This is a genomic window from Anaerocolumna sedimenticola, from assembly GCF_009931695.1.
Taxonomy (GTDB): Bacteria; Bacillota; Clostridia; order Lachnospirales; family Lachnospiraceae; genus Anaerocolumna; species Anaerocolumna sedimenticola.
The window spans coordinates 2176865-2194384 of the sequence record NZ_CP048000.1 but is presented as its reverse complement, the minus strand read 5'-3'; the positions used below and the strand labels follow the sequence as shown (position 1 = coordinate 2194384).

16 protein-coding genes, 1 tRNA gene and 2 pseudogenes are annotated in these 17520 nt (G+C 35.7%); 5 read left to right on the top strand and 14 right to left on the bottom strand.

The window, feature by feature from the left end; translation table 11 throughout:
- Positions 1-33: 33 nt before the first annotated feature.
- From Ana3638_RS09705 to Ana3638_RS09670, 10 genes are all read right to left on the bottom strand, one after another.
- Positions 34-1305 carry a DUF5605 domain-containing protein gene (locus Ana3638_RS09705; protein WP_330587963.1) on the bottom strand — a complete coding sequence of 424 codons (1272 nt, stop codon included), beginning with the start codon at positions 1303-1305 and terminating at the stop codon, positions 34-36.
- A complete protein-coding gene (locus tag Ana3638_RS26200; RefSeq protein WP_330587962.1) occupies positions 1302-1562 on the bottom strand; it encodes a DUF5060 domain-containing protein in 261 nt (86 codons plus the stop codon). The genes Ana3638_RS09705 and Ana3638_RS26200 overlap by 4 nt, the downstream gene beginning before the upstream one ends.
- A gap of 163 nt (positions 1563-1725) precedes the next feature.
- The gene (locus Ana3638_RS25065) at positions 1726-2148 is read right to left on the bottom strand and encodes an MGH1-like glycoside hydrolase domain-containing protein (protein ID WP_246240953.1); all 423 of its coding nucleotides are present in this window, start codon (positions 2146-2148) and stop codon (positions 1726-1728) included.
- Complete coding sequence (locus Ana3638_RS09700; RefSeq protein WP_246240951.1) at positions 2106-2996, bottom strand: MGH1-like glycoside hydrolase domain-containing protein; 891 nt, start codon at positions 2994-2996, stop codon at positions 2106-2108. The genes Ana3638_RS25065 and Ana3638_RS09700 overlap by 43 nt, the downstream gene beginning before the upstream one ends.
- Before the next feature lie 126 nt (positions 2997-3122).
- Positions 3123-3962 carry a carbohydrate ABC transporter permease gene (locus Ana3638_RS09695; protein ID WP_161837841.1) on the bottom strand — a complete coding sequence of 280 codons (840 nt, stop codon included), beginning with the start codon at positions 3960-3962 and terminating at the stop codon, positions 3123-3125.
- 92 nt (positions 3963-4054) lie between these two features.
- A complete protein-coding gene (locus Ana3638_RS09690; RefSeq protein ID WP_161837840.1) occupies positions 4055-4933 on the bottom strand; it encodes a carbohydrate ABC transporter permease in 879 nt (292 codons plus the stop codon).
- Positions 4934-5048: 115 nt separating this feature from the next.
- Positions 5049-6431 (bottom strand): extracellular solute-binding protein, encoded by a 1383-nt coding sequence (locus tag Ana3638_RS09685; protein ID WP_161837839.1) that lies wholly within the window; start codon positions 6429-6431, stop codon positions 5049-5051.
- Between the two features lie 292 nt (positions 6432-6723).
- A complete protein-coding gene (locus tag Ana3638_RS09680; RefSeq protein WP_161837838.1) occupies positions 6724-7788 on the bottom strand; it encodes a response regulator transcription factor in 1065 nt (354 codons plus the stop codon).
- Positions 7789-7798: 10 nt separating this feature from the next.
- Positions 7799-9514 carry a sensor histidine kinase gene (locus tag Ana3638_RS09675; RefSeq protein ID WP_161837837.1) on the bottom strand — a complete coding sequence of 572 codons (1716 nt, stop codon included), beginning with the start codon at positions 9512-9514 and terminating at the stop codon, positions 7799-7801.
- 15 nt (positions 9515-9529) lie between these two features.
- Entirely contained in the window at positions 9530-10561 is a 1032-nt protein-coding gene (locus tag Ana3638_RS09670) for a LacI family DNA-binding transcriptional regulator (RefSeq protein WP_161837836.1), read from the bottom strand.
- Between the two features lie 428 nt (positions 10562-10989).
- On the opposite strand from Ana3638_RS09670, the gene Ana3638_RS09665 reads away from it, so the two are divergent.
- The 5 genes from Ana3638_RS09665 (at position 10990) to Ana3638_RS09645 (ending at position 13854) form a co-directional block, all read left to right on the top strand.
- Positions 10990-11202 carry a hypothetical protein gene (locus Ana3638_RS09665; RefSeq protein ID WP_161837835.1) on the top strand — a complete coding sequence of 71 codons (213 nt, stop codon included), beginning with the start codon at positions 10990-10992 and terminating at the stop codon, positions 11200-11202.
- Between the two features lie 7 nt (positions 11203-11209).
- Positions 11210-11593, top strand: coding sequence for a DUF2085 domain-containing protein (locus tag Ana3638_RS09660; protein WP_246240948.1), 384 nt, complete (start codon positions 11210-11212; stop codon positions 11591-11593).
- A 19-nt stretch (positions 11594-11612) separates the two neighbouring features.
- The gene (gene sigH, locus Ana3638_RS09655; protein ID WP_161837834.1) at positions 11613-12245 is read left to right on the top strand and encodes an RNA polymerase sporulation sigma factor SigH; all 633 of its coding nucleotides are present in this window, start codon (positions 11613-11615) and stop codon (positions 12243-12245) included.
- Between the two features lie 87 nt (positions 12246-12332).
- Positions 12333-12405, top strand: a tRNA-Thr gene (locus Ana3638_RS09650).
- 642 nt (positions 12406-13047) lie between these two features.
- Positions 13048-13854 (top strand): EcsC family protein, encoded by an 807-nt coding sequence (locus tag Ana3638_RS09645; RefSeq protein WP_161837833.1) that lies wholly within the window; start codon positions 13048-13050, stop codon positions 13852-13854.
- 156 nt (positions 13855-14010) lie between these two features.
- Here the strand turns inward: Ana3638_RS09645 and rlmB are convergent.
- From rlmB to epsC, 4 genes and pseudogenes are all read right to left on the bottom strand, one after another.
- A pseudogene (gene rlmB / locus Ana3638_RS09640) lies at positions 14011-14750 on the bottom strand (23S rRNA (guanosine(2251)-2'-O)-methyltransferase RlmB).
- A gap of 30 nt (positions 14751-14780) precedes the next feature.
- Positions 14781-15244: pseudogene (locus Ana3638_RS26750) on the bottom strand (Mini-ribonuclease 3).
- Entirely contained in the window at positions 15229-16626 is a 1398-nt protein-coding gene (gene cysS, locus Ana3638_RS09630) for a cysteine--tRNA ligase (RefSeq protein WP_161840506.1), read from the bottom strand. Before cysS ends, Ana3638_RS26750 begins: the two are co-directional and overlap by 16 nt.
- Before the next feature lie 219 nt (positions 16627-16845).
- The gene (gene epsC, locus Ana3638_RS09625) at positions 16846-17508 is read right to left on the bottom strand and encodes a serine O-acetyltransferase EpsC (protein WP_161837832.1); all 663 of its coding nucleotides are present in this window, start codon (positions 17506-17508) and stop codon (positions 16846-16848) included.
- Between the last annotated feature and the right edge of the window lie 12 nt (positions 17509-17520).

Here is a 17520-nt window from a genome sequence, read left to right as displayed (position 1 = left end):
TTACGGAATCATATGTAATAGTTCATACAATACCTAAACCGATATCTCCTGAATACGAAGTGCCATATATTCACGGCTTGGGAGAAAGATACGGAACTTTCCGGCATAAACTCCTCTATCCTCTATAGTCATATTCCAGGTGTCGATTACTTCTACCTTGTAGCTCTTACCTGGTTCAAATTCAAATTCTTTAAAGCTGGGACGGGTATGTCCGGTATAGAATAAATAATATTTATTCCGGAATCCGGGATGTGCTGCCGTAGCACTATTTTCCTCCCATTTTTTAATATCTGCGGGTTCCAGACCAAGACCCGGCACCTGGCACAGGATATCATGGAGGAATTTAAGTCTTGAGGCAGCTTCTCCGTAAAGAACTCCACCGTGAGACCACCATAATTTATCATTTGAATTCATGTAGGTTTCCCCATGGCCGCAGTAACCGCCTCGCACTGTGGCTGTCCAGAATTGCCTTACCAGCTCTTCGGCGGTAAGATTACCCCAGGAATAATTAATATCTCCTTCGTATCCTACTTCATCTAACACCACCGGTTTGCCGTATTGCTCTCTCCAGGCTTTGGTATTAACAGCAGAAAGATAGATTTCCGTCCTTTGTATACTGCAGTGGGTTACCCAGGGCCTTGTAAAATCATAAATAGCTTTACAGTTATGAATGGAACGTAGTCTGTGATAAGGATCTTTTTCACATATAATATGGGCATAATCCTCCCAGTCTTTTATGCTCTTTTTCTCACACAGATCGTACTCATTTGCCAGGGACCACCATACATTACGGTAAGCGGAAAACCGCGCCACAACATATTTTATATACAAAGCACTACTTTCCGTCTCCATTTCTGAAAATCCCCACCTGTCATAAGGATGCATCAAGATTAGATCCGCTTCGATTCCAAGTTTCATCAAATCTTTTATTCTGTTCTCTATAATCTGGAAATGTTCAGGGTTAAACCTTTTAAAATCCCATTTATTTCCATTGTTATCCGGTTTATACTCCATGAAATTATCTTTGGATAATTCAGAGATATCACACGGTGTTCCCTCATAGGGATAAGTTAATGGTTCATACAGGTTATAATCGTAATGTTTCGGGAAAATGCAGAACCGGATTTTATTAAAAGGGCTTGCCTTTAAGGTTTCCAGGGTTTGTTCCTGCATAGGGAGTGGCTGATGAGTCCATGCATAACAGGTAGTGCCGATAGAATAATAAGGAGTTCCGTCCTCGTAGGTAAAATGGTACTTGGCGGCAACGCGAACCGGTCCGTGGTTTTCTGCCTCAGGAGGAGTCACGGTAAAACTTCCCCGATATATTTCCTTAGAAAAAGTTCCTTTAATGGTAAACTTGTATTCCCCTCAAAAGACGGCATAAATCTTACGATATAAGTACTGTCTCCGTCATAAAAGCCGTCAACTGTTTTCGTTTCATTATCGTTTGTAAAAGTTCCACCGATGTTATAATCTGTAAATGGGTTTCCTTCAGAATTCCCTTTTAGAGAAATTTCAAATACACCCCATTTTTCAACTTCTTTTTTAATTACTTGCTCCATTATTTTCACTTCCTTTTCAAATAAAACATTATTGCGAAACGATATAATTTTCTGAATATACCATATAATTTCAATGATCTCATTTCGCAATTATCTTTACTTAATATTCCTGCCACAAAATCGGGCTGCTTCCTATAACATGCAGCCCTTAATTTTTATATGATTATTTTTCAATTGTCTCTTTCATCGGCCTTTTTCCATTTAATTCATCTATCATATTAAGGACAAGTATATTCCAATTTATAAATCCGCTGTTCATGATTGGCTCTCCCGTATAAGGATTATAGTATTCATGAAGGCTTCCTGTTTTTTCTAAATCCTTTCCCAGAAGAGTAAGAGTTCTATCGCAAAGTAATCTCGCTTCTTTTTCATAGCCGTAATTTAATAATCCTCTGAAAACAATATAATTTGCTACCAGCCAAATAGGTCCTAACCAATTGGAGGGATTGTTGGTTACGGATAGATCAAACATTTTCTCGTCTTTAGCAAGAGTTGCAACTCCGTATTCACTATTAAAAGTAGCTTCATCAAATATATGTTTTACTAAAACCTCTGCCTGCTCTTTTGTTGCAAATCCTGCCCACATGGGAAGAAATCCGGACCAGACACGTATTTTAATAGGAAGGGTTTTCCAGAATACCCCAATCCCTCATGGAACCAGTCAAATTTTCTGGTTTTAATATCCACATCCACGGAATAAAAAAACTGATCTCTTTTATCCCAGCATTCCTCCTGAATCGCTTTCACAAGTTCTTCTGCTTTCTTTTGATATTCAAGTACTTTACATTTCTCAGCACCTTGGGACTTTAATATCTTTGCCATAGCTTTTAATTCCGTTACCATAAAACTGTTTAAGAATATGTTGGCAGTGGAGAACTTGGGTCTGCCAAAGGAAGCCGGGTCATTATCCATACCGATCATAATGTCATCACACCATACAAAAAGTCCGCAGTTTGTAAAGAAATAATTCTTATAATAACATTCAAAATATTTTTCCAATTTACTTATACTTTTCTTTATCCAGCCATAATCTTTGATATAATCACTGATTAAGCAGATCTGGTTGCAAAGAAACGGTTTATGCATATTCATAAGAACCCCTTCTTTGTGTTTCATATTCAAGTAAGGTTCTTTCCATTTTCCAACTTCTATCATCATAGGAATATAACCGTCTTCCAGCTGATGATCTAAAAAGTTATAAATATTTCCCTTTGCATGTTCAATTATTTTCTCCCTCAGGCATGGGTCGGATTCGTTGTCCATTAAATTCAGCAATCCATATACAGACCAGTATGTATCCCAATCCCATACGTTACCGTCATAAACCGACCCCGGATCGATGAACGGGTATTTAATAAAGCTTACCGGATGTTTTAATACCATGGGAATAGTATCATTGATAAATTTTCTGATATTTTCTTGATATTCTTTCATAACTATACCTATGCAGCCACATCCTATACGAATGGTTTACTACCACCCGCAAATGGTTAAAGGAAGAAGTGTGGCTTACCTTTTCTAATATTTTCCCTTAACCAGATTAAACTATAAGCTAAAGTATCAGCCTTTCACAGCACCCGCTGTCATACCCTCAATAACTGCTTTATTTAAAATCATATAAACAATCAGCATAGGTATAACACTCATGGATACGGAGGCAAAAATCGCTCCCCAGTTCTTCGCTCCGAATTCATCCTGGAAATATAACAAACCGGTTTGTATTGTTTTTAATTTAGTATCATTAATAAAAGTCATGGAAAAGATTAAGTCATTCCATTTAAAGAAAAACTGAAGCACTAATACGGTAACTATGGCATTTTTCATTAAAGGAACTACGATGGTCCACATTAATTTATAAATACCGCAGCCATCAACAACTGCTGCCTCCAATATTTCATCCGGCAATGACCTTAAGAAACCGGTAACCAGATATATGGAGAGTGACAATCCAAAAGCTACGTAGGCGATAATTAAGCTGCTTCTGGTATTAATTAAATGCATTTTATTATAAATCTGAAACAGCGGAATCAGGGCCGTAGCAACCGGAACCATAATACCCATTCCAAAATATTTTGCAACTTGATCTTTATATTTCCAATCCATTTTTGTTACGGCAAATCCTACCGTTACTGAAAATATAACTATAAATAATAACGCTACAAGAGTGTTAATCAAACTGTTCTTAAAGAAAACCGCCATATTACCCCTGGTCCAGGCATCTATATAGTTTTTAATATAAAAACCATCATTTAATGCATATGCAGGTTTGCTTACGAATTCTGCAGGCTGCTTTAAAGAAGCAGTAAGCATCCAAAAGATGGGGTAGACTTCAATTATTACAAGAACCAGTGTAAATAAAGAAATCAATATGGATTTGATATTTATCTTACCTTTTTTCATTTAAACCTCTTTCCCGGATATTCAATCATAGATTAAATTCTTCCAATAATACATAGTTATAAAACTTATGTTTTAACTAATTCCATGTTTTCTTAGTCTTTCTTATCAAATCTGTTTATGATTCCGGAACCCATAATACATAATAAGAATATAAATACTGCAATTACACTTCCATAACCGACTTTACTATAGGTAAAGGAAACATTATACATATACATGGATAAAGATCTTGTAGCATTACCCGGGCCGCCTTTGGTAAGTGCCAATGCAGATTCGAACATTTTTACCGTACCGGTAAAGCTGAAAACCAGGCAGGTAAGAATAATGGGCCGCAGTAATGGTGCTAATATACGCTTAAACATGTTTATTGCGTTACATCCGTCAATTTTAGCGGCTTCAATGATTTCGCCAGGAATATCAAGAAGTGCTCCGTAGAAAATTACGGAATAAAATCCCATGGCAACCCAGATATCCATGGCACTTAAAGCTCCAAGCGCGGTGGAGGCCTGACCAATCCAGGGCTGTACCCATTTCTGAAGTCCAATATTAGACAAGATACTATTTAATAAACCGTAATTTGGTTGAATTTCATATATTTTTACAAATAACTGACCAACGGCTACGGTAGGAAGTACAACCGGGAAAAACACCAGGGTACGAACCACATTTTTAAAATTCTTTAACCAGAACCGGAAGAATAAAGCCAAAGCTAAACCTAAACCAACCTGTCCTATCATAACAATTGCTATATATTTTAAATTTACTACCAATGCGTCAATGAAATTCTTATCCTTAAATAATCTGGCATAATTTTTTAATCCTGCAAAATGCCATTTAAGACCCGGGGTGCCCTCATACAGGGAATAATATACTGACCATAATACCGGTAAAATTACGATTACGGTATATAAAATCAGCGCCGGTACGACAAATAACATAATTGCTTTTTTGTTACCTAATACTTTTTTCATTTATCTACCCACTTTTCTGCTTAAACTCGGAATGATTTTCTTCCCGTTTGGCTCATTTTAAAAATGGGAGCAATAGCCATTTTATTTATCTATTGCTCCGTTTTTGTGACTAATATTAATACTGGCTTCCGTCATATGCATCCTGAATGGATTGCATATAATCCTGTGCTGAACTGTCTCCGTTTACTAATGTCTGGACATTATCCTGTGCTACTGTTGAAGTTTCACTGTTCATAGCTGCTTCAAACCAGGTACTTGCTTTTGTAACTTTTCCTAATTCATCAGCTACGATTTGTGAATATGTGCTGAGTTCACCGGTTACATCATATTTATAACCTTTTACTGCACCGAATTGTGTCATGGCTTCATTACCAAGATTTTCAACCATGTATTTTAACCAGCCTGCAGTACCTTCATCGTATTTAGCCTTATCTAATGCAAGGATATTACCACAGTTCATAGAGTATTCCGTAATTGTACCCTTCGTTTCATCTACAACCGGGATATTAAAGAAACCAATTCCATCTGCACCTGCAGGATTTGTATCAGCTGTAAGAGCTTCCGTAAACCAGCTTCCGTTATAGAACATTGCTGCTTCGCCGGATAATAACATATTACCTGCCGTATTCTGATCAACGGTAGTTACACCCTCACCAAAATATCCTTTTGCTGCTAAATCCTGAAGTTTCTGAGCTGCTGCAACATAACCGGGATCTGTGTATTTAGCTTCCCCATTTGCTGCTTTTTGCATTGCATCAACTCCCATGCTTCTCATAACATAAGCATTGATTAAACGGGTAAGCGGCCATTTATCAGCACCACCCGCTGTTAAAGGCTGGATACCTGCTGCCTGTAATTTTGCACATGCAGCTTCGAAATCCTCCCAGGTAGCAGGAACTTCTACGCCTGCTTGTTCAAAAAGTGCTTTGTTATACCAGAAACCTTCTACATTCATACCAAGTGGTAAGTCATATAATTCATCCGTACCGGATAATGTTTTAAGTAAGGATACGGCACCTTCGTCTAACATATCGGCTACACCTAAATCTTCAAGAGCTTTACCGACATCTAATAATTTACCTGCTTCAATAAGTTCTACGATTGGTTTACCTGATTCATAAACAAATACGTCAGGCAAATCATCAGAAGCAACTAAAGTTGAGATTTTTTGCTTTAAATTATCAGCTGAAACTAATTCAAATTCATATTCAAAGTTCGGATTTACTTCCGCTATATATTTTTTTGTTAAATCGGTAATTAATTTACCATTATCTTTATCCTCTGCCCAGATAGATAAAATTTTGATTTTTTTAGCTACCTGTTTATCACCGCTGTCTGTTGTGCCGGCAGTTTCCGCCGAAGTATCTGCAGCTGCGGTATCTGTTCCAGTATTCGTGTTTGTTTCATTTGTGGATGTCTCTGTTTTTTTACCACATCCAGTAATCATAACTGCAACCATAGCCACAATTAAAAATATTGATAATAAGCGTTTCTTCATATTTGGACCCCTGTGTCTTAAAATCCTTCTTCATATTTTTTGGTTATTTGTTATAGAATCTTCCGGAATATTTTCTATACATATACAATATCACAGCTATATAACTTTTGTTAGTCCATCATTTTTTGTAAAATGTATAATTTTTTTAGATTTTCAGTGAATCGGTCAAGCCCTTATCAAATTCCTGAATTCCTGCTAACGAGGGCTAGACCGTTTTATATTCCGAATGCCGCCTCGCCAGTAATAACTAACTTTTACTCACAACATCCTCCCGGAAAACTTTTCGAGTAAATTACTTTTTTCTTATACATCCTTTGAATTCATTGGGTTTTTGCCCGAAATTCTTTTTAAAAATATTACAGAAATAGTGATAGTCATTGTATCCAACCAGTTCACTGACTTCCATAACTTTATGACCATCCAATAATAATTCTTTGGCATGGTCAAGGCGTTGCTTTGTTAAATATTTTATATAAGACATACCTACTTCATCTTTAAATAATACACTTAAATAAGCCGGATTCATATTAACCATGTCGGCCAGCTCATTCAATCCGATATCTTTATTATAGTGCTGCTTAATATAATCCAGTAATTGATTTATGATCCTGTGGCCGCTTCCCGATTTACTAACTTCCAACCTTTCTGTAATTCTTAAAATAATATCCCTTACATATCTGTTAATTTCCTCAAAAGATGCCAATTCTTCTATATCTTTATAAGATATCAAGGTTTCCCGCTCATATTGCTTTTTTTGCTCCAAAAATACTCCTAAAGATACACAGAGAAATTTATAGCATTCATTTTTGTATTCATCCATGTTATTATTCTGATTTTGCAGATCACCGAGAACATTTTCAGCCTCTTCTTTCACAATATCTGCACTTTCTTTAATAATTCCATGGATTAACTGGTCCATATGTTTATTTAACGCCTGTTTTAAGGTTTGTTTTTCCTGTTCTTCCTTTATAGCCTGCTTTTGGCCCTCAAATTCTTTTTCTATGGAAGCTAAAATCCCCGTTATCTTTTCCATGGTGATCGGCTTATCAATATATCCCTTTACTCCCAAGGTCAAAGCTCTTCTGGCATATTCAAATTCCGTATAGCCGCTGATAACAATAAATGCGGTATTAGGCAGAAATTCTTTTGCTTCTTCAATTAATGAGAGCCCATCCAAACCTGGAATCCGGATATCTGTTATGACGATGTCCGGTTTGGTTTCCCGAACCACTTCCAACGCCTTAATCCCATCATAGGCAAAACCAGCAACTTCAAACCCAAGCTTCATTCTGGCTATCATAGCTTTGATGCCTTCTACAACAATAAATTCATCATCAATTACCACTAGTTTATACATGTCTTACCCCCTAATTCCTGGCCCGTATCACAATTGATACGGTTGTACCAACATTTGGTTCACTGGTAAAAGAGACTCCGTATTCGTCTCCATAAAATAATTTAATACGTTCTTTTACATTTTTAACGCCATACCCATTATCAAGTACCGAAAGGTCTTCCATACCCACACCATTATCTATTATCTTAAAGTACAGATTACCCTCCTCATGTCTTCCTTCAATTTTTATGAAACCTTTGCCGATTTTCGCTTCCAAACCATGATACATGGCATTTTCAACAAATGGCTGCAGAATAAAATTAATGATTTTATAGTCCCTTATTTCCTCAATATCAAGAATCAATTCAAATCTGTCATTGTAACGCATATTCTGAATTGTCATATATTCTTTTATCCTGCTTACTTCATCCCGCACCGAGATAAATTTATCCCCCTTATTCAGACTCAGCTTAAAGGTATTGGAAAGGGCAAGTACCATCTTGGCAATGTCATCATCGTGTTTTATGATCGCCATAAAATACAGGGAATCCAGTGTATTATATAAAAAGTGGGGATTTATCTGAGCCTGAAGCAGTAATAGTTCCGCTTCCCTTTCATTTATCTGGGCATTTAACAGCCGTTCCCTTAATTCCAGGTTATTGTTAACCATTTCCTTAAATTTATTGCCGATTATACCAATTTCACTATTATCAAATTCATCTTCAATATGCCTGTGGCCCTCTCCAACTGCTTCGATGGTTCTTTCCAGAACATTTAAAGGTTTGCTGATTTGGTTGGATATGATTCTGGATATATAAATACTTAATAAAATTAACATAAATACCACTACAAGAATAACTTCCCCAATATAAGCACTGTCACGTTTTAACTCTTCTTTTTCAATAACGTTTACGGCCATCCAGCCTGTGGAATCATTTAAGTAACTGCTGAATAAATATTTTCCTCTTGTATTTTTCTTTAAATAGTCTTCCAGAATGATGTTTTTAGCTGACTGGTCCCCGTTAAAATACACACTGGGATAAATACTGTTCTCATCAATAATCATGTACCGGTTTGTGGAATACCCTTCATTTAATGTGCCAAAAGCCTTGTCCAATAATTTTTTTCTTATATTTACAACCATAAAACCCATGGAACTTCCGTTTCTGGGATTGATAAGATTTTTCACATAAGAAATGGTATCTCCTTCCTGGTCCGGGATTAATACATTATAGCCGTAAAAAACTTCTTTTCCTTTTGCTTCTCTGGCTTTTTGAATCCAAGCATTTTCCAGGAAATTATCTTTGGAATAATAATATTTATAATAACCGCTGGGAATACTTCTCTTCGAGAAAAAGAGTAAATTCCCATTTTCATTGATTATTGTGATGCCATCTATTAAAACATCATGGGAAGCAATCTCGCTGACCGTCCGGCTGATCGTCAGGCTGTTTATGCTGGAAAAATATCTGCCGTTTTTATTATTTTCTTCACCGGTCAGGGCTTTTTTAAAGGAGTCGTTGTTTAAAACACTTCTTCCCAATTCAATTATGCTTTTTAACTGGATGTCAATAATATTACTGGACACCTGAAGATTATAAGTATGAGAATTCTTATAATTATTTTCTATCGTAATTTTTGAGATATTAAAGATTGCCACACCCAGTACGGCACTGGATAACAGCGATCCTATAATCATCGCCAACAATATCTGGTCCTTTATTTTCAACTTTTTCAATAAATCCATTCAATCAGTACTCCTTTAATCGTGAAGTAAATTTAATCGTTTAACACTATTACGAATAATTAAACTTGTTCCAACTTCAATTTTTAACAAGCCTTTCAGTTCTTTCCCAGTGTCTATAACCGTATTAGCAGCAATGATACCAATTAAATTCTGAGGTATGTGAATGGTGGTAAGCGGCGGATCTGTTAATTCAGATAGTGCCGTATTTTCAAAGCCCACTATTGAGATGTCCTCCGGTATTTTATAACCCAATTCCCGCAGTACCCTTATTGCACATACTGCCAGAATATCATTATCTGCAAAAAATGCAGTTGGCAGTTCCCTGTTTTTCAACATATTTTTAAGTTCCTGATAAGCCCATTCTTCACCATAAGCAGTTACCTTAAAAATGTCCTCACGATCTATGTATAACCCGCATAGCTCCATTGCTCTCAAATATCCATAAAACCGTTCTGAAAAATTCATGGTGCGGTTGTTAATATGTAAGTATCCGATTCTCTTATGTCCCATATCTTTCAGGTACTTCACAGCTTCATAAACACCTTTTTCGTTATTAACGGTAATACAGCTAAATTTTTTATGTTCCATATAGTTATCAATCATAACAACCGGTATTTTTATCTCCTCCAGAAAAGTAATCTGCTTTTCCGACATATCCGTAGCAAGAATCAAAATTCCTTCCAGATTTTCTTTTCTTACCTTATTCAGTTCCGCAAAGATGGATTCTTCATTGATATAAGATATCATCAAATTAAACCCTCTGGCTTTCATCTGGCTTTGGACCCCTTCCATAATTTCTGAAAACCCGGATGATAGACAGGAATCACCGCCTGGTTCTATTACACTTTTCTGATATATCATAAAAAGGTAACTTTTCTTATCCGCTATTTCTGATGCATATAGTTCTTCGAACCCTAAATCTTTAATCGCTTGAAAAACACGTGCCCTTGTTTCTTCACTAATGCCAGGTTTATTATTTAATACTAAAGATACTGTCGATGATGATAAATTTAAAATATGAGCCAAATCTTTAACTTTAATCCCCATATCATATTCTCCTGTATATGTGTAAATTTCCCATAAATAATTTAATAATTTTTATTAATTTTTTAATTACTCATTTTTCTATTTTATAATACTTTATCGGCTTTTATGTAAATTTATTAAAAATTCATACTATAATTGTACATTATTTCTGTATTAAATCAATATAAATTTAATTTTTATTAAATTTTAGATGAATATATATCTAAATTTGTGTTTTCATTAATTAAATTAATAAAAAATGGTAAAATATGAATCACTTATAACTTATTCCTTTCGAATTCAAAAATAAAATGGTGACTTTATTGAAAATCAAAGTTTCCTATGTTAAACTGTATATAATAGTATTTATATCTTAATAATACAAGAGATTACTGTAGTTAATCGATGTATTCCTGCAGAAAATTTCTTATAAAGAGAAAGGTGTTAACATGAGATGTCCTTCGTGTGGTTCTGATAATTGTCATATTATCGAAGAGGTGGAATCCCGCCAAAAAGGGTTCGGTTTTTTTAAAGGCTGCTGCGGTTATTTAATTCTTGGCCCTATCGGATGGTTATGCGGCTTATGCGGCATGGGCGAAAGCCATACTTCCAAAAAAGCATTCTGGATATGTAACCATTGCGGCCGGAAATTCAGGGTATAAGTAATTTATGAATAAGACAGACCATTCCATTCAATCACAGAAAAGTTATCAATTATGGTGTAAGTGTATGGCTCTGGGAGAACGAACCGGATGCCATCAGATGCCGGAGCGCAGTTTCTTTTATAAAGGTTATCAGATGCCTATTTGTGCAAGATGCACCGGTGTGCTAATCGGGTACCTCCTGGCAGTCCCCGGTTATATAATATTTGGTTTTCACAGTGTCTTTTCCATTTTCAGTTGTATATGTATGATAACAGATTGGGTTATCCAAGCCTGTAAAATCAAATCATCTACCAATCACCGCCGTTTGATTACCGGTATACTCGGCGGTTACGGTATAATGACTCTTCAAATAGGTGTAATTAAAAAGTTAATATTCATGCTGAAATAATTATAGAAGGTGGGATACAATGCTTGAGGAAAAAATGGATGCTTTATCTGATGAGGATATTATTGAATTAATTCGCAGCAACGACTCGGATGCTATGGATTATATGTTAAACCGTTATAAGAATCTGGTGAGAAAAAAAGCAAAAGCTCTCTACTTAATCGGCGGTGATAAAGATGATTTAATACAGGAAGGCATGATCGGTCTATATAAAGCCATAAGAGATTATAATCCGGGCAAGGATAATTCTTTTCATAATTTCGCCGATCTTTGCATCTCCAGACAAATATACAGTGCTATTAAGGCATCCAACCGTAAAAAAAATCTGCCTCTTAATACTTATGTGTCTCTATATACCCCTGCATACAATGAAAATACTGACTTTGAGGAAAAAGAATCCTTAGTGGATTTGATGTATGAAAATAAAATTTCAAATCCGGAAGAATTAGTTATTGACAAAGAGAGTACTAATATGTTAGAATATGAACTCGTAAGGCATTTAAGTCAATTTGAAAAAGATGTTTTAGATTTATATTTATTTGACTTCTCTTATTTACAGATAGCGGACAAGTTAAAAAAAGAGCCAAAGTCAATTGATAATGCCCTGCAGAGAATTAAACTGAAATTAAACAAAGTTTTAAAAGAATTGTATTAAATACTATTTTTCATTGTTGATAAATGTATTGTTTAATCTTCATATGGTAATTCTATTATCGTTCGTTTAATTCACCCATATGTTTGTGCTGCCATGGCTCAGTCGGTAGAGCGTCACCTTGGTAAGGTGGAGGTCACGGGTTCGATTCCCGTTGGCAGCTTAGTTAAAAAGATAGATAAATCAAGGGTTACGGCGATTATTAAAAATTTTAGCACTCAGAAATGAGTGCTTTTTTGATGCTGTGGGGTATATTTGGGGGTTATCGATAATAAAGTTACTGCATGGTAAAGGCAGCTACCGTGTGATACTGCCTATCCAAAAACTGATGATGTTACTGTATTGATAGCCTGCAATTAAGAAATAGATACACCCAAAAATAGTTCTTCCACTACAGTGACTTATTTTTGTACTAAAGTGTCAAAATGTTAATAACCGCTCCTGCACCAACAGGAACTGCGACTTTGATTGCAACTTGATAACACCTGGTAAATATTCACATTGCAAATAAAAATACATTCTGCTATTATTTAGATGTTATATTTCCCCAGTATAACATCCCAAAATTTGCCCTGTGCGCCCACCAAATGCATAGGGCCTTTTCTTTATTCCTTTGAAAAATATCTGCATCAACTATCCTTTCTGGAATCATATTATATAGAGTTTTAAAATTGGCGATCATGAAATTTATAATACCATAAAAGGGATATATGTTATACAAAATGCTTTAATTGGTATATAATATCATAAAGATAAAATTATATCTTCAATCATTGTAATAATCTGATTTAGAAAGGACATAGATATGGACCGAATGTTTGTGAAACAAATGAAAAAATTAGATAGGAAAGAAGATACTATATTAAACCCTAAGGATATCCCTTTCCTAAAAAATAAAATATTACCTTTTGTAGATAAAATTCAGGAAAAGGTACCGGAGAAATTAAATAATACCCTAGAAACGGCTTTCTATAAGAGCTTTAAATTATTTTTTGAAAAAGGGAATGAGTATATTGAGAAAACATATAATAAAGAAAACAAACAGTTTGAATTTGAAATAAATGATTATGCCATACAGAGGAAATTCAATAATAAATCCGTTAAACGCCTTGATAAACCCTCTAATTATTCCAATGTTATCAATACTTCCTTTTCCGTGCTGGAGGGCAGTGTTTTAGGTGCTCTTGGAATCGGATTACCTGATATTCCGATTCTTATCTCTTTAATCATTAAAACCATTAATGAGGTTGCCTTAAGCTATGGCTTTGATTATAATACTCCGACTGAAAAAACGTATATCTTAATGCTTATCCGGGGAGCTTTGTCCAAAGAAGAGAAACAAAAAGAAGTGAATAAGGAAATCGATTCTTTCGGTTATAAAACGGATCACCAGATTTGCACTAATATGGATTTGGAAGAACAAATGAAATTAACCTCCTCCGTTTTATCCAATTCGTTATTAACTGCCAAGTTTATTCAGGGTATACCGATTGTTGGTGCGGTAGGCGGAATTGTTAACTACAATGTAATTCAGAAAGTAGGAAAATACAGCAAATTAAAATACAAAAAGAGATATTTATTAAAAAAATTCGGTAATGAAAATAAAAATTAGGCGATCCAATTATTGCAAGCAAGCTTGCTGATTCTCACTTTACTTTCGCAAAAAAAAGAAGCTGTTAAGTAGTAAGTCATACACCGTAATATATACCTATTTGAACAGCTTCTTTTCTTTATTTGTTTATACTAGTAAGTTATTCTTAAGTTAAAATCAACCCATTCTTTGCCTTACAATTTCATATGCCAAAACCCCCGCAGCTACGGAAGCATTCAGGGAATCAATATTGCCAAACATAGGGATTTTAGCGGTAAAATCACACTTTTCCTTAATTAATCTGCCAACCCCTTCTCCTTCGCTTCCAATTACCAGTCCGATAGGACCACGTAGACCTAGTTTATACATGATTTCGCCATCCATATCTGCGCAGACAAACCAAAGCCCTTTTTCTTTCAGTTCTTCTATCGTTGCAGCTAAATTGGTTACCTTGGCAACCGGAGTATAATTAATCGCTCCTGCTGATGTTTTTGCAACGGTTGCAGTTAATCCGACCGCTCGCCTTTTAGGAATGATTACCCCGTGGGCTCCTGCCTGATTTGCAGTCCTGATAATCGCTCCCAGATTATGTGGATCTTCTATATTATCTAATAAAATTAAGAAAGGGGGTTCTCCCTTTTCTTTGGCTGCTTCTAACATATCATCTATTTCTGCATATTCATACGCTGCAGCATATGCTATTACACCCTGATGCTTTCCGGATTCGGACAACTGATCCAGTCTTTCTTTTTTACGAAAGTAATGATCGTATCACCTTTTCTTGCTTCTCTTGTTATGGATTTGATTGGTCCATCCTGACATCCATCTAAGATAAACAGCCTGTCTATGGTTTTTCCGGAACGAAAAGCCTCCAGTACTGCATTTCTGCCTTCTATTGTAAATTCTTCATATCTCATTCCAAATTAACCTCCATATGGGAAACAAAATTATTTTAATCCTGATTTTATTATCTCCAGAATTCGTGTAAATTCATTATTAAGGTAAAGATATCCGATTAAAGCTTCAAAACCGGTAGCAATCCGGTATTCAGTTATACTGGCATTTTTGGCAGAAGTAAAAGATTTGGCATTACGTCCTCTTTTATATACAGCTAACTCTTCTTCGGTAAGCTTGTCCTCAATATGGTGAAACAGCTCCATTTGAGCGGGAGCTTTTACCAAATTACTCACTTTTTATGCAATTTATTAACAGGAGCATTACCATTCTCCACAACTAAAGTACGTATGATTAAATCATAAACCACGTCGCCGATAAATGCAAGGGTAAGCGGGGAATAGGTCTTTAAATCCGTATCCGGTAAATCCAGGTACGACTTAATATACTGGATCAAAGCTAACGGTTCCTTACTCTCCGCCTGAACAGATGTATTTTCAACTAAGCTCTTTTCCATCTTACGCCTTCTCTCGTATCTTCCAGAATAATACCTTTCTCTAATAAAAGGTTACGGATTTCATCGGCTTTCGCAAAATCTTTACTTTTTCTCGCATTCTGTCTGTCCTGTATTAACTGCTCAATTTCATCATCCAGCAATTCTTCATTTTTCTTCGCATGAATGCCTAAAATATCACTTAGCGTTAAAATCTTATCTAAAACTTTTTGAATCAGCTCTTTTGAATTATCCGATGTAATTTTTGAATTGGCTGCCTTAACTATCTCAAATATAGCTGCAATGGCATCGGCCGTATTAAAATCATCATCCATCGCCATATCAAATTTATCATTTAAACTCTCAACTTCTGCAAGAATATTTTTCTCATCCTCTGCTAATTCTTTGGGTTCTGCGGATTCCAGAAGATGGCCCAGATTATAGGTAGCGGTAAGAATTCTTTCCAAACCGTTCTTAGAAGCTTCCATTAATTCCTTACTGAAGTTAAGAGGACTTCTGTAATGAGCACTTAACATGAAGAAACGAAGTACCTGCAGGGGATATTTTTCGCTGACTTCCCTTACGGTAAAAAAGTTACCTTCTGATTTTGACATTTTCTTATTATCAATATTTAAGAAAGCATTATGCATCCAGTATCTTGCAAATTCTTTTCCGTTGCAGGCTTCACTTTGTGCTATTTCATTTTCATGATGAGGGAATACTAAATCCTCACCACCGGCATGGATGTCAATCTGGTCTCCAAGATATTTTTTACTCATGACGGAACATTCAATATGCCAGCCTGGTCTACCGTCACTCCAGGGTGAGGTCCAGTAAGGCTCTCCTTCTTTTTTCGGTTTCCAAAGAACGAAATCCATAGGATCTTCTTTTTCATCACTGACTGCAATTCTGATTCCTGCTTCCAGATCGTCAATATTTTTCTTGGATAACTTTCCGTAATCTTTAAAACTTCTGGTTCTAAAATATACCGTACCGTTTTTCTCATAAGCATTGCCTTTTTGGATCAGAGCCTCTATCATCTCAATCATGCCGTCGATTTCTTCCGTAGCTTTGGGATTGGTAGTAGCAGGTTTTACATTTAGGCCATCCTGATCCTTACGGCATTCATCAATAAACCGTTCGGATATCTCTGTAGCAGATACTCCTTCGTCATTGGCTTTTTTAATGATTTTATCATCCACATCAGTAAAATTCGATACAAAATTAACCTCATAACCCTTATATTCAAGATATCTTCTAACAGTATCAAATACTATAATCGGTCTCGCATTTCCTATATGGATATAATTATATACGGTTGGCCCGCAGACATACATACGAACCTTACCTTCTTCAATTGGTATAAATTCTTCTTTCTTTTTCTTTAAAGTATTATAGATTTTCATTTTAACATCCATTGCATAACACATCTGCAGCCAGCTGTGTTACTGCCATATAATAAAATGTGAAACAAGTTTCACAGGTCGAAAGAATCTGCATATGGCATCCTTTCCTTTTATATTTTCTTTCAACCTAGTTCCCATTGTATAAATCATCTGCCGGCAGATGATTTACTGCCTACTAAGACATTTGTTCTTTGAGTCCCTTGTTTGTATGAAAAATACTTATTTTTCTAATTTGTGCAGCCTTTCACAGACCTGCTTTAATTCATGCTTTAATCTCTTATTTTCCAGTTGCAATACGGTCAAATCATTATAAACCGGATCCGGAAGATGTACCTGATCCATATCTTCCCTCGGTATTTTAACATTATCCCTTTTCACCACACGTCCCGGTACACCTACAACCGTAGAGTTGGGAGGAACCTCCGATAATACTACGGAGCCGGCTCCGATTTTGGAATTTTCACCTACCGTAAAAGATCCTAATATTTTAGCACCTGCACTTATCATCACGTTATTGCCTATGGTAGGATGCCTTTTTCCGCTTTCCTTACCGGTTCCTCCTAACGTAACGCCTTGATATAATGTTACGTTATCACCTACAATAGCAGTCTCACCAATTACAACTCCGTGTCCATGATCTATAAATAAGCCTTTTCCAATGGTTGCTCCCGGATGAATTTCTATTCCGGTTTTTCTTACCGTCCTTTGTGAAAACCATCTGGCCAGGAAATAGTGCTTTTGTAAATATAATTTATGTGCAATTCTGTACCTGATAATCGCATGAAAGCTTGGATATAAAAATACTTCAAAGGGTGTTTTTATTGCAGGATCTCTTTCTTTTATTATTTGCATTTCTTCTTTAATATACCCGATAAAGCCCATGAATACAACCTC